The sequence below is a fragment of the Pantanalinema sp. genome, assembly GCA_036704125.1.
In the GTDB taxonomy this organism is placed as follows: Bacteria; Cyanobacteriota; Sericytochromatia; order S15B-MN24; family UBA4093; genus JAGIBK01.
This window is the reverse complement of sequence record DATNQI010000090.1, coordinates 1-15,111: the sequence shown is the minus strand read 5'-3', so window position 1 is coordinate 15,111 and position 15,111 is coordinate 1. Positions and strand designations below refer to the sequence as shown.

Annotated in this window: 13 protein-coding genes; 7 read left to right on the top strand and 6 right to left on the bottom strand. The window is 64.7% G+C overall.

Annotated features, from left to right (window positions below; translation table 11 throughout):
* Positions 1 to 68: 68 nt before the first annotated feature.
* The 3 genes from V6D00_14225 to V6D00_14215 form a co-directional block, all read right to left on the bottom strand.
* Positions 69 to 845, bottom strand: coding sequence for a carboxypeptidase-like regulatory domain-containing protein (locus V6D00_14225; GenBank protein ID HEY9900327.1), 777 nt, complete (start codon positions 843 to 845; stop codon positions 69 to 71).
* A 192-nt stretch (positions 846 to 1,037) separates the two neighbouring features.
* A complete protein-coding gene (rpsT, locus tag V6D00_14220) occupies positions 1,038 to 1,337 on the bottom strand; it encodes a 30S ribosomal protein S20 (GenBank protein HEY9900326.1) in 300 nt (99 codons plus the stop codon).
* Between the two features lie 106 nt (positions 1,338 to 1,443).
* Positions 1,444 to 3,273, bottom strand: coding sequence for a tetratricopeptide repeat protein (locus V6D00_14215; GenBank protein ID HEY9900325.1), 1,830 nt, complete (start codon positions 3,271 to 3,273; stop codon positions 1,444 to 1,446).
* A 192-nt stretch (positions 3,274 to 3,465) separates the two neighbouring features.
* Here V6D00_14215 and V6D00_14210 point away from each other — a divergent pair, with 192 nt between their 5' ends.
* From V6D00_14210 to V6D00_14200, 3 genes are all read left to right on the top strand, one after another.
* Entirely contained in the window at positions 3,466 to 4,098 is a 633-nt protein-coding gene (locus V6D00_14210) for a flavin reductase family protein (GenBank protein ID HEY9900324.1), read from the top strand.
* Between the two features lie 109 nt (positions 4,099 to 4,207).
* The gene (locus V6D00_14205) at positions 4,208 to 5,170 is read left to right on the top strand and encodes a cation diffusion facilitator family transporter (protein ID HEY9900323.1); all 963 of its coding nucleotides are present in this window, start codon (positions 4,208 to 4,210) and stop codon (positions 5,168 to 5,170) included.
* 180 nt (positions 5,171 to 5,350) lie between these two features.
* Positions 5,351 to 8,806: a DNA polymerase III subunit alpha gene (locus V6D00_14200; GenBank protein ID HEY9900322.1), complete on the top strand. Its 3,456-nt coding sequence runs from the start codon at positions 5,351 to 5,353 to the stop codon at positions 8,804 to 8,806.
* A gap of 110 nt (positions 8,807 to 8,916) precedes the next feature.
* On the opposite strand, the gene V6D00_14195 is transcribed toward V6D00_14200, so the two are convergent.
* The gene (locus V6D00_14195) at positions 8,917 to 9,579 is read right to left on the bottom strand and encodes a hypothetical protein (protein ID HEY9900321.1); all 663 of its coding nucleotides are present in this window, start codon (positions 9,577 to 9,579) and stop codon (positions 8,917 to 8,919) included.
* Positions 9,580 to 10,212: 633 nt separating this feature from the next.
* Between V6D00_14195 and V6D00_14190 the strand changes: the two genes are divergently transcribed.
* Positions 10,213 to 10,587 carry a hypothetical protein gene (locus tag V6D00_14190; protein HEY9900320.1) on the top strand — a complete coding sequence of 125 codons (375 nt, stop codon included), beginning with the start codon at positions 10,213 to 10,215 and terminating at the stop codon, positions 10,585 to 10,587.
* A 60-nt stretch (positions 10,588 to 10,647) separates the two neighbouring features.
* Here the strand turns inward: V6D00_14190 and V6D00_14185 are convergent, their stop codons facing one another.
* Together V6D00_14185 and V6D00_14180 are read right to left on the bottom strand one after the other, a co-directional pair.
* The gene (locus V6D00_14185; GenBank protein HEY9900319.1) at positions 10,648 to 11,055 is read right to left on the bottom strand and encodes a hypothetical protein; all 408 of its coding nucleotides are present in this window, start codon (positions 11,053 to 11,055) and stop codon (positions 10,648 to 10,650) included.
* Positions 11,056 to 11,077: 22 nt separating this feature from the next.
* A complete protein-coding gene (locus tag V6D00_14180; protein ID HEY9900318.1) occupies positions 11,078 to 11,650 on the bottom strand; it encodes a tRNA-(ms[2]io[6]A)-hydroxylase in 573 nt (190 codons plus the stop codon).
* Positions 11,651 to 11,811: 161 nt separating this feature from the next.
* Here V6D00_14180 and V6D00_14175 point away from each other — a divergent pair, with 161 nt between their 5' ends.
* The 3 genes from V6D00_14175 to V6D00_14165 all read left to right on the top strand — a co-directional run.
* Positions 11,812 to 12,105: a Dabb family protein gene (locus V6D00_14175; GenBank protein ID HEY9900317.1), complete on the top strand. Its 294-nt coding sequence runs from the start codon at positions 11,812 to 11,814 to the stop codon at positions 12,103 to 12,105.
* Between the two features lie 173 nt (positions 12,106 to 12,278).
* The gene (locus V6D00_14170; GenBank protein HEY9900316.1) at positions 12,279 to 13,865 is read left to right on the top strand and encodes a DEAD/DEAH box helicase; all 1,587 of its coding nucleotides are present in this window, start codon (positions 12,279 to 12,281) and stop codon (positions 13,863 to 13,865) included.
* 176 nt (positions 13,866 to 14,041) lie between these two features.
* On the top strand, positions 14,042 to 15,111 hold a 1,070-nt coding region (locus V6D00_14165; GenBank protein HEY9900315.1), incomplete at its 3' end, for a putative glycoside hydrolase.

The following is a 15,111-nucleotide window of genomic DNA, read 5'->3' as shown; positions in this document are numbered from 1 at the left end:
GCCACGAAAACACCGCGGGCGGCCTGAAGTTCAGGCCGCCCGCGGTGCGGAAGGAAGGGATTCGCCGGTTAGAAGGCCGTTTCGATCGGGGCGAGGGGAAGGTTGGCCGAAGTGGTCTTGCGCTTGGCGATGGTCACCTTGGCGAGCACGCCCTTGCTGAAGCCGCCGAGGGTCGCTTCGACGGTGTAGTCGCCGGCGGTCAGTCGACCGACGCGGTACTTGCCGCTCGACGAGGTGGTGGCGCGGTAGATGTTGCCGGTGTTGACCGAGCGGACGGTGACCGCCGCGTCCTCGAGAGCGACCAGGGTCTTGGCGTTGTAGAGCTTGCCGCTGACGGTGCCGGTGCGAAGCAGGTCGATCACGATCGAGAGGTCAGGCACGCGGTAAGCCTTCTTGACCGTCATGGTACCGCTGGCGGTGGCGCCGCGGACCAGGACCTTGGCGTTCAGGTACTTCGAGAGCTTGAGGGAGACGGTGTCCGTCGCGGTGACCAGCGGGATGCTGATGTCCTTCTTCTTCCAGATACCTTGCTTGGTCTGAAGGTAGAACTTGCCGTCCTCGGTCGAGCGAACGTAGCCGATCTTGCTCGAACCGCGCGAGAAGAGGCCGCTTGCCTGGACCTCGCCGACTTCCTCGGCGTCGAGCTCCTGGAGGGCCTCGTCGTCGAGCTCGTCGAGCTCGCCGTTGTCGTTGAGCGACTGGAGCTGGACCGACTCGGCGCGGGAGATGTCGGCGCTCGGCGAGCTCGCGGCGATGGAGCGAGCGGTGGTGCCCGTGCTGGGCATGCCGCAGCCCGTCAGACCGATTGCGACCAGCAGCGCCAGCGCGATTTGATTGTACTTCATCCCTGCCTCCTTGGTGACGGTTTACTAACACGTCTGTTGAGAGGGTTATCGGGGGCGCGGCCAAGAAGCCGGTAAAGCGCAGCTGAAAGTTGCTCTAAGATTACATTAAGTCTGGGTTGCCCGGACAACAAAAAAGAACCTGCCTGAGAGGACGCAGGTTCTTTTCAGTTCGTCGAAAGCTTCGCGCGGAGTTTAGACGGTCTTGGCGTTGAGGGCCTTGACCAACCGCGACTTGCGGCGAGCGGCGGTGTTGGGATGGATGATCCCCTTGCGAGCCGCACGATCGATCGTGCTGATCGCCACCTTGAGAAGCTCAGAGGTGCGAGCCTGGTCTTCGGCATTGTTCATCGCCTCGTGAACGCGCTTGAAACGCGTCTTGACCGCCGACTTGACCGCCACGTTGCGCATGCGATTGCGCTCGGCGATCTCCACACGCTTGATGCCGGATTTGATTCGCTTAGCCACGATATTCACCTCCTTCTCGTCGGCCATCATTGCAATCCTTCGGGACTGCGCCGACATGAGCCGTCATTCTAGCACGAATCAGGCATGGGAAAAAAGCCCTTTTAGCCAGGTTTTTACCCGTTCTTCATCCGTATTAGTTTTTCAGGCGCTGGATCCGGATCGCCACCTCTGCGCGAAATTCACCGTTCGGGAGGCGGGCGAGGTATCGCTCGTAGGCCTTTCGCGCCTCGGCACCTCGGCCGGCGGCTTCCTCGAGGCGCCCCAGGTAGTAAAGCGGCAGCGGGTTGTCGGGGTCCGTCGCGAGGGCGGCCAGGAACTCCTGGCGTGCTGCAGCGGTCCTGCCCTGGGCGAAGTTGGCCTGCCCCAGCCGATAGTGGAACACGGCCCCGGAGCGGTTGATGGTTCGCTCGTCGAGGTCGCTGGGGGCGGTGGTCAGCTTCCTTCGCGAAGGCTCTACCGGCGGCGGGGGGACGTTGGCGGGAGGAGTGAACGCGGCGTCGCCCTCTCGGCCGCGCATGGGATCCAGGGTGAGGCGCGCGTTCAAGCTGGGCTGCGACGAGGAGAACGGGGACGGGGCGCTCACGCCCTGCCCAGCTGGCTGCGGGGCGGGGACGGGGTCGTGGCTCATCGGGTAGCGGCTACTGGGGGCGCCTGCCGGACCGCTCATCGGATTGGCCTGGGTGGCCCGGGGGGGGCCAGCCCCCTCGGGCGCAGCGAAGACCCCTTCGCCACGAACTCCCTGGCTAGGAAGCTCGCTCATGGGGGGCATCGTGTTGGGGGTGCTGGGTGCGCCGTCCTTCGCGAAGGGATCGTCGCGCAGGCCCAGGTCGGCGAGCAGGCTGGCGGAACTCCCCTGGAGCGTCGCCTCGGCGCCCGGGATGCTCAGGTCGTCGTAGCGCGACGCCGGCCCCTGGTCCTGCGGGGCGCTCGCGCTACCGCTCAGGACGTCGCCCGGTGCCGAGCGGCCCGGAGATTTTCCGGCTTGCCCGGGGCGAGCGAACATCCCGAGCCATCCGAAATCGCCCTTCTGGAAGCGCATGCCGTACCAGGTCGCCGATCCGATGATGACGGTGACGGCGAGCGCGAGGGCGATCGCACGCCGGCGATCGGGCCTCGGCGCCTCCTCCGGTTCGGGCTCGGGGGCCGGGAGCTCGGGCGGCAGCACCGGCGTCAAAGGGGGAAGGAGTGCCTCGGCGTCGGCGTCGTAGCGGCGCTGCTGCTCGGCGAGGCCTTCGAGGACCGCCTCGGGGCTGCAGTAGCGCTGCATGACGAGCAGCTCGCCCAGCATGAAGGGTTGATCGACCTGGCATGCAAGCGCTTTTGCGAGCGTCTCGCGATCCAGCACTCGCGTCGCGACCAGGACCTCCCCGAGCCTGTGACGGCGACGCAGAAAGAGCGCTCGCTTCTCCTGAAGGTAGAGGTGGGCGCGCTGAAGGTGCTCTTTGTTGCACAGGTGCTGCGCCAGGAGGGTCTGCGCCGGGTTGCGACCGGCGGCAAGCACGGCGCGCCACTGCTCGGGGCTGAGGATGCCCCACCGGATCAAGAGAGGCCCGAGCTGATCGGCGTCGGAAAGGCGCGGCTTGAGAACTTCCTGGCTGCCGAGGGCCGCCTGGATGGCAGATGCCGAGACGCCATGCCCTTCCTGCAGCAGGCGTCCCAGGGGCTGAGGCTGGTGCACCTGGGCCATTAGCGCTTGCTTGAGCTGGAACTGGGTGAGCGCCTTGGCTGCGATCAAGCGAGCGCCGAGGCGATCGTTCAAGGAGCGTTCGCCATGGCTGGGCAAGCCGTTCGGACCGAAGTGAAGGGTGACGAGGTCCGCGAAGCGCAGGGGGCTCACGCGCAGCAGCGCGTTCAGCAGCGTCTCGCGCTCGCGCAGCGCCTCGGCGGCGCGATCGCGATCGGCTGTGGAGATGGTGCCCGCGTTGACGAGGGCCTCGACGAGCGCTGAGGAATCGATGGGCATGGACGGCTGCGCCTTCTCTGGAACGATACTCCGGGCATCATACCCGGCAGCCAAGTCTCCTGGTCAATGCTTGCAGTGGTTAAATAAGAATCACGTTACCTATCGCCCCGCTAAGGAACCTGCAAGCATTGTATCGAAGCGTTTTCAGCGCCTAAGATGGCGCCGGGTGAGGCTTGATTCAAGGAGGGGACCATGGCGGAGCATCGCAAGGCGAAGACCGGCTCTTTCAGCGAGCAGGCGCTCGAGTTTTCGGCCGAGATGCCGCAGCGAGGGGGGATCCTCGAGTACGTCGACATCGTCAAGGAGATCGGCGAGGCCGCGCGCCTCGACCGGGCAGACAAGGCCCTGGATGCCGTCGTCTCGAGCGTCGCCGTGCTGACGGCCCATCACGACGGGCGTTCAATGGGAATCGTCGTGGCCACCATCGCGACGGCGAGCCAGCATCCGCCGCGCATCTCCGTCGCGGTCCGGCGGCAGCACCCGGTCCACGACCTGATCAAAGAGAGCGGCTTCTTCGCCGTGAACCTGCTGGAGCGCGCGCAAGGGGGGCTCGAGGAGTGCTTCACGGCCCCTCCGCCGGCGGGAGCGAGCCAGTTCGCCGGGGTAGAATACGATCAGGGCGTCTCGAGCGGGGCCCCGATCCTTCGCGGTGCGCTCGCCTTTCTCGAATGCCGCGTCTCGTCGGCCCTCGACACGGGGGATCACACCCTCTTCATCGGCGACCTGCTCGATGGCGGCGTGCTCCGGGATGGCCAGCCGATGATCAGCCAGGGGGAGTACAAGCCGACGATCGACATCTCGAAGGGTTTCAGCGTCGGCAGCTAGATTGTTAACGCAGTAATTATTTAATGCGGTTATTGTTTAACCAGGGAACATTGAGGCCGATTTGCCCGTTGTGCGATCGTGACAAGGGGCGCGGAGAACGGAGCACCCGATGAAGGATCACGATCATACGCTTCCTCAGCCGCCCATCGCGCGCGACGCCGGCGCGTGCGATGGGCACGGGCATGGCCACGACCACCACCATCACCGCGAAGCCTCGAAGCAGGCCCTGCTGGTGGTCATGGTCCTCTCCCTGGGCTATCTTGTCGTCGAGGTTGTCGGGGGCTACCTGACGAACAGCCTGGCGCTGCTCGCGGACGCGGGCCACATGTTCACCGACGTGGCGGCGCTGGCGCTGAGCTTCGGGGCCATGTGGTTCGCGAGCCGGCCCCCGACGCCCAAGCGCTCCTTCGGGTACTACCGCCTCGAGATTCTCGCCGCGCTGATGAACGGGGCGCTGCTCATCGTCGTCGCGGGCGGGATCCTTTACGAGATGGTGACGCGGGTGGCTCATCCTCCGCTCGTCAATGCCTTGCCCATGATGGGGATCGCGTCGGGCGGCCTGCTGGTCAACCTGGTCGGGGCGTGGATCCTCATGAAGTCCGCCAAGGAGAACCTCAACGTCAAGGGGGCGCTCGCGCACGTCATCGGGGACGCGCTGGGCTCGGTCGGCGCGATCGCCGCGGGCCTCCTGATGTGGCGTTTCGGCTGGTACCTGGCGGATCCCCTCATCTCGGGGCTGGTGGGCCTGCTGGTGTTGCGCAGCGCCTGGGGCCTGGTCACCAGTTCGGTGGACATCCTGCTCCAGAGCACCCCGCTGCACATCGATCCCGCCGAGGTGGTCCACACGATCGAGCGGATCGACGGGGTGGTCGCCTCGCACGACCTGCACATCTGGACGGTGACCTCGGGGATGGTCTCCCTGACGTGCCACATCGTCATCGACGAGCTCCAGCGCAGCATGGAGGTGCTCGCCGAGCTGAGGCGGCTGCTCCACGAGCGCTTCGACATCGACCATGCCACGGTCCAGGTCGAAGCCAGAGACTACGAGGCCTGTCAGAAGCTCCACTGGTGAGTCGGGGGATCGATCGGACGATCTGCCTCTTGCCTCTCATTCGAACAAATGTTTTAAAATAGCGCGTGCGAGAGGGGAGCGGCGTAGCCGGCGCATGCGCTGAAAACCCACGTCAACACGGGCGATCCACCCCCTTGGCTGTGCTAAGATGAAAGCCTTCAGTTCGAAAGGGTCCGATTGATGCCAGCAAAGTTCGTCCACTGCCACGTCCACTCCGAGTATTCCCTGCTGGACGGCGCCAGCCGCATCGGCGAGTTGGTCAAGCGCGCGGCGAAGTACGAGATGCCCGCGCTTGCGCTCACGGACCACGGCGTCATGTACGGGGCGATCGAGTTCTACCGCAAGGCCAAGGAGGCCGGCATCAAGCCCCTGATCGGCATGGAGGCCTACATCGCCCCCGGATCGCGCTTCGACAAGACTCCGAACCGCTCCGGCGGCAAGAACTACGGCCACCTGGTCCTGCTCGCCAAGAACCGCACCGGCTACAAGAACCTGGTCAAGCTCAACTCGCTGGGCCACCTCGAGGGCTTCTACCACAAGCCGCGCATCGACAAGGATGCCCTCGCCGCGCACTCCGAGGGCCTGATCGCCCTCACGGCCTGCCTTGGCGGCGAGATCCCGCAGCACATCATGCACGGGCGCTTCGAGGAGGCCGAGGCCAGCGCGCGCTGGTACCAGCAGACCTTCGGCGACGACTTCTATCTCGAGGTCCAGAACCACGGCCTGGCCGAGCAGCAGCGGGTCAACAAGGCCCTGCTCGAGCTCTCGGATCGCACCGGCATCAAGATCGCGGGCACCAACGACAGCCACTACACCAACCCGGGCGACCAGCGCTCGCACGAGGCGCTGCTCTGCATCCAGACCGGCAAGAGCCTGCTCGACCCGACCCGCAAGATGCACTACGGTCCCGACTTCTACCTCAAGACCGCCCAGGAGATGGCCCAGGTCTTCCACGACATGCCCCAGGCGCTCCACCATACCCTCGAGATCGCCCAGAAGTGCAACCTGATCCTGGACTTCGGGCGATCGCTCCTGCCACGCTACGACGTGCCGCAGGGCCACGACGTCGACACCTTCCTCACCAAGCTCGCCTGGGACGGCCTGAAGGAGCGCTACGAGACGCTCACCCCCGACCTGGAGGAGCGCCTGCGCTTCGAGCTCCAGATCATCCAGCAGATGGGCTTCTCGGCTTACTTCCTCATCGTCTGGGACTTCATCAACTTCGCCAAGACCAGCGGCATCCAGGTGGGGCCCGGACGCGGCTCGGCGGCAGGCAGCCTCGTCGCCTACTGCCTCAAGATCACCAACATCGACCCGGTCAAGTACTTCCTGCTGTTCGAGCGCTTCCTCAACCCCGAGCGAGTCAGCATGCCGGATATGGATATCGACTTCTGCATCGAGCGCCGGGGCGAGGTCATCGAGTACGTGGCCCAGAAGTACGGCCGCGACAAGGTCGCGCAGATCGTCACCTTCGGCACCCTCGGCGCCAAGGCCGCCATCAAGGACGTGGGGCGGGTGCTCGAGCTCAACTTCAACGACACCAACCGCCTGACCAAGATGGTCCCCGAGGAGCTCGGCATCAGCCTCGATGACGCCTCCAAGGACGGATCCGAGCTCTTCGCCGAGTCCCAGAAGGACCCCAAGGTCGCGGAAATCCTCGAGCTCGGCAAGAAGCTCGAGGGCATCGTCCGCAACACGAGCCTTCATGCGGCGGGCGTCATCATCGCGCGCGATCCCCTCACCGAGACGGTCCCGCTCCAGCGGGTCGGGAAGGACGACGAGGAGGGCATCGCGACCCAGTACGAGTACAAGTACTGCGAGATGATGGGCCTGCTCAAGATGGACTTCCTGGGGCTTCGCAACCTCACGATGATCGCGAAGGCCCTGGTCAACATCAAGGCCCGCCACGGGGTCGATTACGACCTCAACTCCCAGGACTTCACCGATCCCAAGGTGTACGAGCTGCTGCAGGCAGGCGGCACCGTGGGCATCTTCCAGGTCGAGTCCGAGGGGATGACCAAGCTGGTCAAGCGCCTCCAGCCGACCAACTTCGAAGACATCTCGGCGATCCTCGCGCTGTATCGCCCCGGCCCGCTCCAGAGCGGCTACGTCGACGAGTACGTGGACCGCAAGCACGGCAAGAAGCCCGTCGAGTACGCCCACCCCGATCTCGTCCCGATCCTCAAGGACACCTACGGCACCATGGTGTTCCAGGAGCAGATCATGCAGATCGCGCAGGTGCTCGCGGGCTACTCGCTGGGACAGGCCGACCTCCTTCGCCGCGCCATGGGCAAGAAGAAGAAGGAGGAGATGGACAAGCAGCGCGAGATCTTCCTCCAGGGCACTCAGACGCACGGCGTCTCCGACGAGGTCGCGAACGACCTCTTCGACAAGATGACCAAGTTCTCCGAGTACTGCTTCAACCGCGCCCACACGGCCGCCTACGCCGTCGTCACCTACCACACCGCCTACCTCAAGGCCCACTATCCCTCCGAGTACATGGCGGCTCTGATGAGCAGCCTCCTGGGCGCCCAGGACAAGATCCTGCTGTGCATCAACGACTGCCGACGCATGGGCATCCCGGTCCTGCCCCCGGACGTCAACTCGAGCGGCGCGGACTTCACGCCCACCGACGAGGGGATCCGCTTCGGCCTGGGGGCCATCAAGAACGTGGGCTTCGGCGCCATCGACGCCATCGTCGAGGCGCGCAGCCGACAGCCCGAGCAGCGCTTCACCGATTTCTACCAGTTCTGCTCCGAGGTCGATCTCAAGCAGGTCAACAAGCGCTGCATCGAAAGCCTCATCCGCTGCGGAGCCCTGGACACCCTGGGCGGCCACCGGGCCCAGTACCTCGCGGCCCTCGACGACGCCGTCGATCGCGCGAGCCGCAAGCAGCGCGACGCCGCCGTCGGTCAGATCTCGCTCTTCGGCGGGGGGCACGAGGCGGCCGTGACCCTCGAGAGCCCGACCATGCCCGACGTCCCGGCCTTCGAAGCCGAAGAGCAGCTCGCCATGGAGAAGGAGCTCATCGGCTTCTACGTCTCGGGCCACCCCCTCCAGACGGTGCCGGTCAAGATCGAGTGGCACACCAGCCACACCATCTCCCAGCTGCCCACGCTGGGCGACGGCAAGCAGGTCGTCATCGGGGGCTTGCTGATGCAGACCCGCCGCATGATCACCAAGAACGGCGACTTCATGCTCGCAGGGAAGCTGGAGGACTTCACCGACCAGATCGACGTGGTCGCCTTCCCCAAGACCTACGAGACCTGCTCGGCCCTCTTGCACGACGATGCCAAGCTGCTCATCAAGGGCAAGTACTCCAACCAGGACGATCGGCAGCAGGTGATCATCAGCCAGGTCTTCAACCTTGGCGCCATGCCGTCCCTGCACCTGCATCTGTCGGAGTTCGCGACTCCCCAGCAGCTGGTGCTCATCTCTCAGCTGCTGCGCAATCACCAGGGGGAGAAGGGAGCCATCCCGGTCATCTTCCACTTCGATCACACGAGCCAGCAGGTGGTGGCGAGCGACTCGTTCTGGGTTCAGCGCACGCCCGAGCTGGAGGCGGCGCTGGGCGGACTCCTGAGCGAGGACCGCATCGAGTGGCTCGACCCCGAGCCGCAGCTCTCACTGGTCTAGAATCGAAGTGGCCCCGAGCGATCGCTCGGGGCCACTTCGATCCATCACGGAGCAAGTCGATCTGGCGGATAATGTTGTTATGGTTAACCCAAGGATCTGAAGGGGTCGGCCTATTCCGCCAGCAAGTCGCCGAGCTCGCCCTTCATCATTTCACCCATATCAAGAACCGATGTAGTCGGGGGCGGGGCGAAGATCCCGCTCTGCGGCTCGCCTTGCCGGAAGTTCACGAACCGAAGGGTGACGTTGCCTTGAGCAGTCTGCTGGACGACCCTGACGGGGATTCCTTTCGAGCTGTACAGCGTAGTTTGGCCCCCGCCCGCCTGGGTGATACGCGTGACTTCGCACAGGCGACCGTCGATCGTGGTCGGCGTCAGGATCTCGCGCTTCACTTCCGAATTGGCTTGCTTCATGGCCCTGCGCATCTTGTCCAGGGCTTCCCGGGGCAGGGGCATCCTCATCCAGGTGCCGGATCCGAACTCCTGATAGGTGACGCCCTCATCCAGGAGCGCGATGGTGCTCATCGAGCGGTCGAGATCGGGCAAGCGTAGCTCCATGCGAACCCGCTCCGGATGAGGTGAATAATAGAGGGTCATGCGCGATACCGGCATCTTGCCGGTGGCGGTCATTTCGATGCTCGTGGTGAACCCCTGCCCGCTGGCGAGAGCACCGAGGCTCTCGGCGGGAAGGCCTGGGATCTGCGGAAGCTGGGCAAATGCCGGCAAAGGCATCGATGCGATCGCTCCAGCCAGCAGAAGAGAGTTGATTTTGCTCAAGGTGCCTTCCTCGTTCGTGGCGACTTGCCTGATAATGAACATACCCCCGCTCGTCAATGAATCACCCTTGAGCTATGTCGGATAATGTTGTTACGGTTACCCATGGCAAAGTTCCGGGCGGGTCTATTATTACCTGCAGCGAACGCACCCGTTGAGTTACATAATGCATCTTTTGGTCGTTCACTCCTGAATCCGGAGCGAACGCGCCTGCACCATGGTCGACAAGTCGGATAATGCCGTACCGGTAAACCGGTGCTTTTTCCCCTGAAATCCCGCTGAGCTCCGGCGATCGCCTGTGGCCTGCACCTTACATAACGGCGGGCACGGCAACCGAGGTCTACATAAGATATATTATACGACGCACCAGTAGACATCTGAGTTGACGTGACCGACGCCCAAGAGGCCCTGGTTGAGGTGTTTTTTGGCGCCGCACGCATCACAATGTCTACTGGTGGGTGATAGAGCCGTCATCGGCTCTCGGCTCGAACCGGAAGGTCGAACCGCCCCCTGGCTGGCCGCTTATCCCCTCGAGCCCGCAGCGCGGGCGATTATTTCGTCCTCATCACCTTGCGAGGGTCAGTCGAAGCGGTTAGGATGCTAGCAAGGCTGTGCCCAATCTCAGAGGAGGAGACGATGGCCGTCATCCGTCGTTTGTGTCTTGTCGCGATCGCGGGCATCGCGCTCGTCGCGTGCGCCCAGCCGGGCGACCAGCCCGCCGACCCGACGAAGGGGCCGCGCATCACGGCGCTCCAGGTCTCGACCAACCGGGTCTCGCGGGGCGGCATCGTGGATCTGCTGGTGACGGCGCAGAGCCCAGACGACTCCAAGCTCAGCTATTACTGGAGCACGACCCAGGGCATGATCTCGGACCCTCGAGCGGCTCACCCCCAGTGGCGAGCCCCCGACAGCGCCTTTGGCCAGGACACCTACGTCACCGTGTCGGTCCGGGTCACCGACGACAAGCAACGCCAGGACACCCGCCAAGAGACCATCGCGGTCACCGACTGATATCGAAAGCGACAGGCCTCCCGCAAACGGGAGGCCTGTCGCTTTTTGATGGGGCAGGGTTTAGTAGCCGCGGGGCATCCGGATGCCGAACTTGTCGCGAGCGCCCTTGTCCTGCTCGGCCTCACGGGCCTGGAACTCGCGAATCTGGTCCATGATCCGGCAGCCGATGAAGTCGGTGACATCATCGATCTTGCTCTTGTCGGCTTCCTCGTCCAGGTCGTTCTCCCGGACGTACATGGCAAGGAAGTAGGCCTGAGCCAGCTCCTGGCGGCAGGTCCAGGGGTCCATTCCCTTCCGCGTCAAGGAGTCGCGCAGCGTGGCGTACGTGCCGCGACGGGAGAGCCACAGGTTCTCCATCAGGTCGATGAGATCCTGGGGGGAGACCTCCTCGAGGGGGTCTCCGTACTTCTCAAGGTATTGCTCCTTGACGCCGGCGTCTTGGAATTTGGCGAGCGCTCGTTGATTCATCCGCACCTCCTGGGGGCGTTGGTCAGTGCATGCGAGGGCTGATCGGCAAGCGACGGAGAATCTCCGCCTCCTGCACGGCCAGCTCCTCGAGCCGTTGTGCCACCACCGCCTTCGGAAGGTGGTGGCCGGCGAGGGAAACGAAGAGTTGATGGTGTCCGGCCTCCGAGAACGAAAGCGAATGGTAAAGCGATCGCAGCTCGAGATCGGGCAGGTGTTGGGCGAGCAGCACGAAGCGTTCGCAGCTACGGGCCTCGACCAGGCTCATGATGAGTAGCCGATCGACCAGATTCTCGACACCGTGCGGGCGGTTGAGCCTGAGAAGCTCCTTCACGTAGGGATCGGAGTCGATCCTCCCAAGAGGAATGCCGCGCTCAACGAGCACGGCATACAGTCGGGCGAAGTGTTCGAGTTCTTCCTGGGCGAGGTGCAGCATGCTGGTGACGAGCGCCCGGTCGTTCGGGTATTTGGCGATGAGGCTCATGGCCGTGGCCGCAGCCTTCTTCTCGCAGTGCGCGTGATCCGCCAGGAGGAGGTCCGTGTGACGGACCACCAGCTCGAGCCAGGCCTTGTCGGAGGCCTCCTTGAGACAGGTCATGGGGGGGCACGTTTGCGCTGCGAGGGTCATCGTTGCTACTCCTACTCTCATTATAGGGCATGCGGGGCCTGGACTGTGCGTCGATTGCGAAACTTCACATCTTCACGCAACCGTGCTAGCGTGTAGCATCCGTAAAATGGCCCTTACTGTGGAGGCACTTCATGATCCGTCACGTCGTCGGGTTCCGCTTCAAGCCGGACACCACTCCCAGCCAGATCACCCAGTTCCTCGCCGCCTTCCGCGCCCTCTTGGGCGAGATCCCCGAGCTTCGCAGCCTGAGCGTCGGGCCCAACCTGACGGACCGCGACGCGACGTGCCCTTACGTCCTGTCGGCGAGCTTCGACGACATGGAGGCCGTGGGCCGCTACCTGGTTCACCCCGCCCACGTCGACGCCCTCGCCAAGCACCTTTCCCCGATCCTCGAGCAGCGGGTCATCATGGACGTCGAGGAATAGCTCGGCCGAACCCCTCGATGCTCGCCGCTTCGCCGATGTGGGGGAGCATGATATAGTAATGGCATCGGGAAGTAGGAGCCGTGCGCCATTTGCGCCCCCTTTCCCCGCCATGCCCACCCTGGTGACCGTTTCAAGCCTTCACCAGAGCCAACACAAAGGAGTGGCAGCGACTTTTGCCAGACAACATCCGTTTCGAGGATCTCGGCCTGCCGCCTGAGATTCTCCGGGGCCTCAGCCAGATGGGCTTCACCTACGCGACCCCGGTTCAAGCAGCGGCGATCCCTGAAGTCATGAAGGGCAAGGACCTGGTGGTCCAGGCCAAGACCGGTTCCGGAAAGACCCTCGCCTTCGGCCTCCCCGTCCTCGCCCGCCTCGATCCCACCAGCCCCAACACCCAGGTGCTGGTGATCACCCCGACCCGCGAGCTGGCCATCCAGGTGGCCGAAGAGCTGAACAAGGTCGGCGGGCACCTGGGCGTCCTGGTCGCCGCCATCTACGGCGGCACCCGGATGGACAAGCAAATGACCGACCTGGCCTGGGCGTCCATCATCGTGGGGACCCCCGGCCGCCTGCGGGACCATCTGACCCGCGGCAACATGAACCTCACCAAGTGCACCACCGTCATCCTCGACGAGGCCGACGAGATGCTCGACATGGGCTTCAAGGACGACCTCGAGTTCATCCTTTCGAGCCTTCCCAAGCCCCGGACCACCCTGCTCTTCTCCGCGACGTTCGCCAAGGCCATCGAGGCGATCGCCCGCAAGTACATGACCAACATCGAGAAGATCGCGGTGAGCTCGGGCCTCACCACCCCGACGGACATCACCCACCGCTTCCTCAAGGTGACGGAGTCGAACCGGGTCCAGGCCCTGGCGACCCTGATCCGCAAGGAGCCCCCGAACCTCGGGATCGTCTTCTGCAAGCGCAAGAGCGAGACCACCCAGGTCTCGCGCAAGCTGCGCGCCGCCGGGATCCCCTCGGGCTACCTCAACGGGGACATGGACCAGTCTCAGCGCGAGGCCACCCTGGCCCAGTTCAAGCGCGGCGAGATCAACATCCTGGTCGCCACCGACGTGGCCGCCCGCGGTCTCGACATCAACGGCATCACCCACGTCTACAACATCTCGGTCCCCCAGGACACCGAGACCTACGTCCACCGGTCGGGCCGCACCGGCCGCGCCGGGAAGAAGGGCACCTGCATCACCCTGGTGACCCCCGAGGACGAGCGAAACTTCACCAAGATCCAGCAGGACCTGACCGAGACCGCCCGCAAGCAGATGGCCGCGGCCGAGGCGGCGGTGCCCGCTCAGGCGGCCCCCGCCCGCAGGCCTGCGCCCGAGCCCCGAGCCCAGGAGCTCGCGCCCGCGGCCCCTCGCGAGCGGCAGACGGTACGCCAGGAGATCGAGCCCGCTCGCCCCGCTCGCGAGGCGGAGCGCCGGGTCGAGAGCCGGGTCGAGAGCCGAGCGATCGAGCCTGCCCGGCCGCGCTTCTCGGTGGAGACCATCTACCGGGAAGTGAACGGCCAGGCGGAGGCCTACCGGACCATCGCCCAGGAGCTGCTCCGTCAGACCGACGCCGAGCGCCTCGTGGCCGCCCTGCTCAGCCAGACCAGCGCCGGCAAGCGAATGCTCGAGAAGAGCGTCCCGCGCGAGGAGAAGCAGGACTCGAACCGCGAGCCCTCGCGCCGCAGGTCGCGCTCGACCTCCCACAGCGGCGGGCGCCTCACCCGCAAGCCATCCCAGGTCGTCTACGGCGAGTAACCCAACGCCCCCTCTCGCCCCCCGTCCTCGGGGGGCGAGAGGTTTTTCGGAACCACTTCATCTTCATGCAATCTTCCTGTGGTACGGTCGCTCCACACGCTTGAAGCCCTGTTCCCCATGCGGTATAAGGGATGCTTTGGTTCCAGCTCACATCCCCCTTCTTGAAGAGGAGCCCGATGAAACCCAAGATTCACGCCGCCTTCGCCGCACTGCTCGTCGCCGCTTCCGTGGTCGCCACGCCGCTGGCCGCGAACGCCACCCAGACGGTCAAGCCCAAGAACTTCGAGGCCAGGGGCATCTACATGACCGCGACCTCCATGCAGATCGATCGCTTCTACAAGCTGATCGACGGCCTGCAGAAGGCCGGCGGCAACACCGTCGTCTTCGACGCCAAGGACGAGGACGGCATCGTCTCCTACAAGTCGAACGTGCCGCTCGCCAAGGAGATCGGCGCCTCCAACGAGGGCCCCATCCGCGACCTCAAGAAGCGCGTGGACTACCTGCACTCCAAGGGTATCCACGTCGTGGGGCGCATCTGCCTCTTCCACGACCCCATCCTCGCCAAGAAGCGCCCCGATCTGGCGCTCAAGACTTTCGCCGGCAAGGCCTTTCCCGAGAAGGGCAAGCCCGCGTGGTCGGATCCCTACCTGCCCGCAGTCCAGCAGTACAACCTCGACCTGGCCAAGGAGCTCGTCGCTCAGGGAGTGGACGAGGTCCAGTTCGACTACATCCGCTATCCGGCTCAGGGCAAGATCAAGGAGATCAACTACGGCTTCGATCCCGCCAAGACGCCCAAGCACACCGTCATCACGGGCTTCCTCAAGAAGGCCCACGACGAGATGCAGCGCGCGGGCAAGCTCGTCAGCATCGACGTGTACGGCGTGATCGCCTGGCAGCAGAGCATCGACGAGCGGATCACCGGCCAGCGCGTGCAGGACCTGGCGAAGTACACCGACGCCATCTGCCCCATGGTCTATCCCTCCCACTTCGGCCCCGGCTTCGACAAGTACAGCAAGCCGGGTGATCAGCCCTACTACTTCGTGAGCAAGGGCGTCTCCAAGCTCGCCAAGCTCACCGAGGGGACCGGCGTGACCATCCGCCCCTGGCTCCAGGCCTTCCCCTGGCGCGTCTCGAGCTTCGGCCCCGCCTACGTCACCACCCAGCTCAAGGCGGCGCGCGACGAGAAAGCCGTCGGCTGGCTGATGTGGAACGCCGGCAACAAGTACGATGCTGCCTACTCCGGCAT

Excerpts from the sequence above, each read along its gene's own strand:
- V6D00_14225 (HEY9900327.1), bottom strand. The coding sequence starts at position 845 with ATGAAGTACAATCAAATCGCGCTGGCGCTGCTGGTCGCAATCGGTCTG.
- rpsT (HEY9900326.1), bottom strand. The coding sequence starts at position 1,337 with ATGGCCGACGAGAAGGAGGTGAATATCGTGGCTAAGCGAATCAAATCC.
- V6D00_14215 (HEY9900325.1), bottom strand. The coding sequence starts at position 3,273 with ATGCCCATCGATTCCTCAGCGCTCGTCGAGGCCCTCGTCAACGCGGGC.
- V6D00_14210 (HEY9900324.1), top strand. The coding sequence starts at position 3,466 with ATGGCGGAGCATCGCAAGGCGAAGACCGGCTCTTTCAGCGAGCAGGCG.
- V6D00_14205 (HEY9900323.1), top strand. The coding sequence starts at position 4,208 with ATGAAGGATCACGATCATACGCTTCCTCAGCCGCCCATCGCGCGCGAC.
- V6D00_14200 (HEY9900322.1), top strand. The coding sequence starts at position 5,351 with ATGCCAGCAAAGTTCGTCCACTGCCACGTCCACTCCGAGTATTCCCTG.
- V6D00_14190 (HEY9900320.1), top strand. The coding sequence starts at position 10,213 with ATGGCCGTCATCCGTCGTTTGTGTCTTGTCGCGATCGCGGGCATCGCG.
- V6D00_14185 (HEY9900319.1), bottom strand. The coding sequence starts at position 11,055 with ATGAATCAACGAGCGCTCGCCAAATTCCAAGACGCCGGCGTCAAGGAG.
- V6D00_14180 (HEY9900318.1), bottom strand. The coding sequence starts at position 11,650 with ATGACCTGTCTCAAGGAGGCCTCCGACAAGGCCTGGCTCGAGCTGGTG.
- V6D00_14175 (HEY9900317.1), top strand. The coding sequence starts at position 11,812 with ATGATCCGTCACGTCGTCGGGTTCCGCTTCAAGCCGGACACCACTCCC.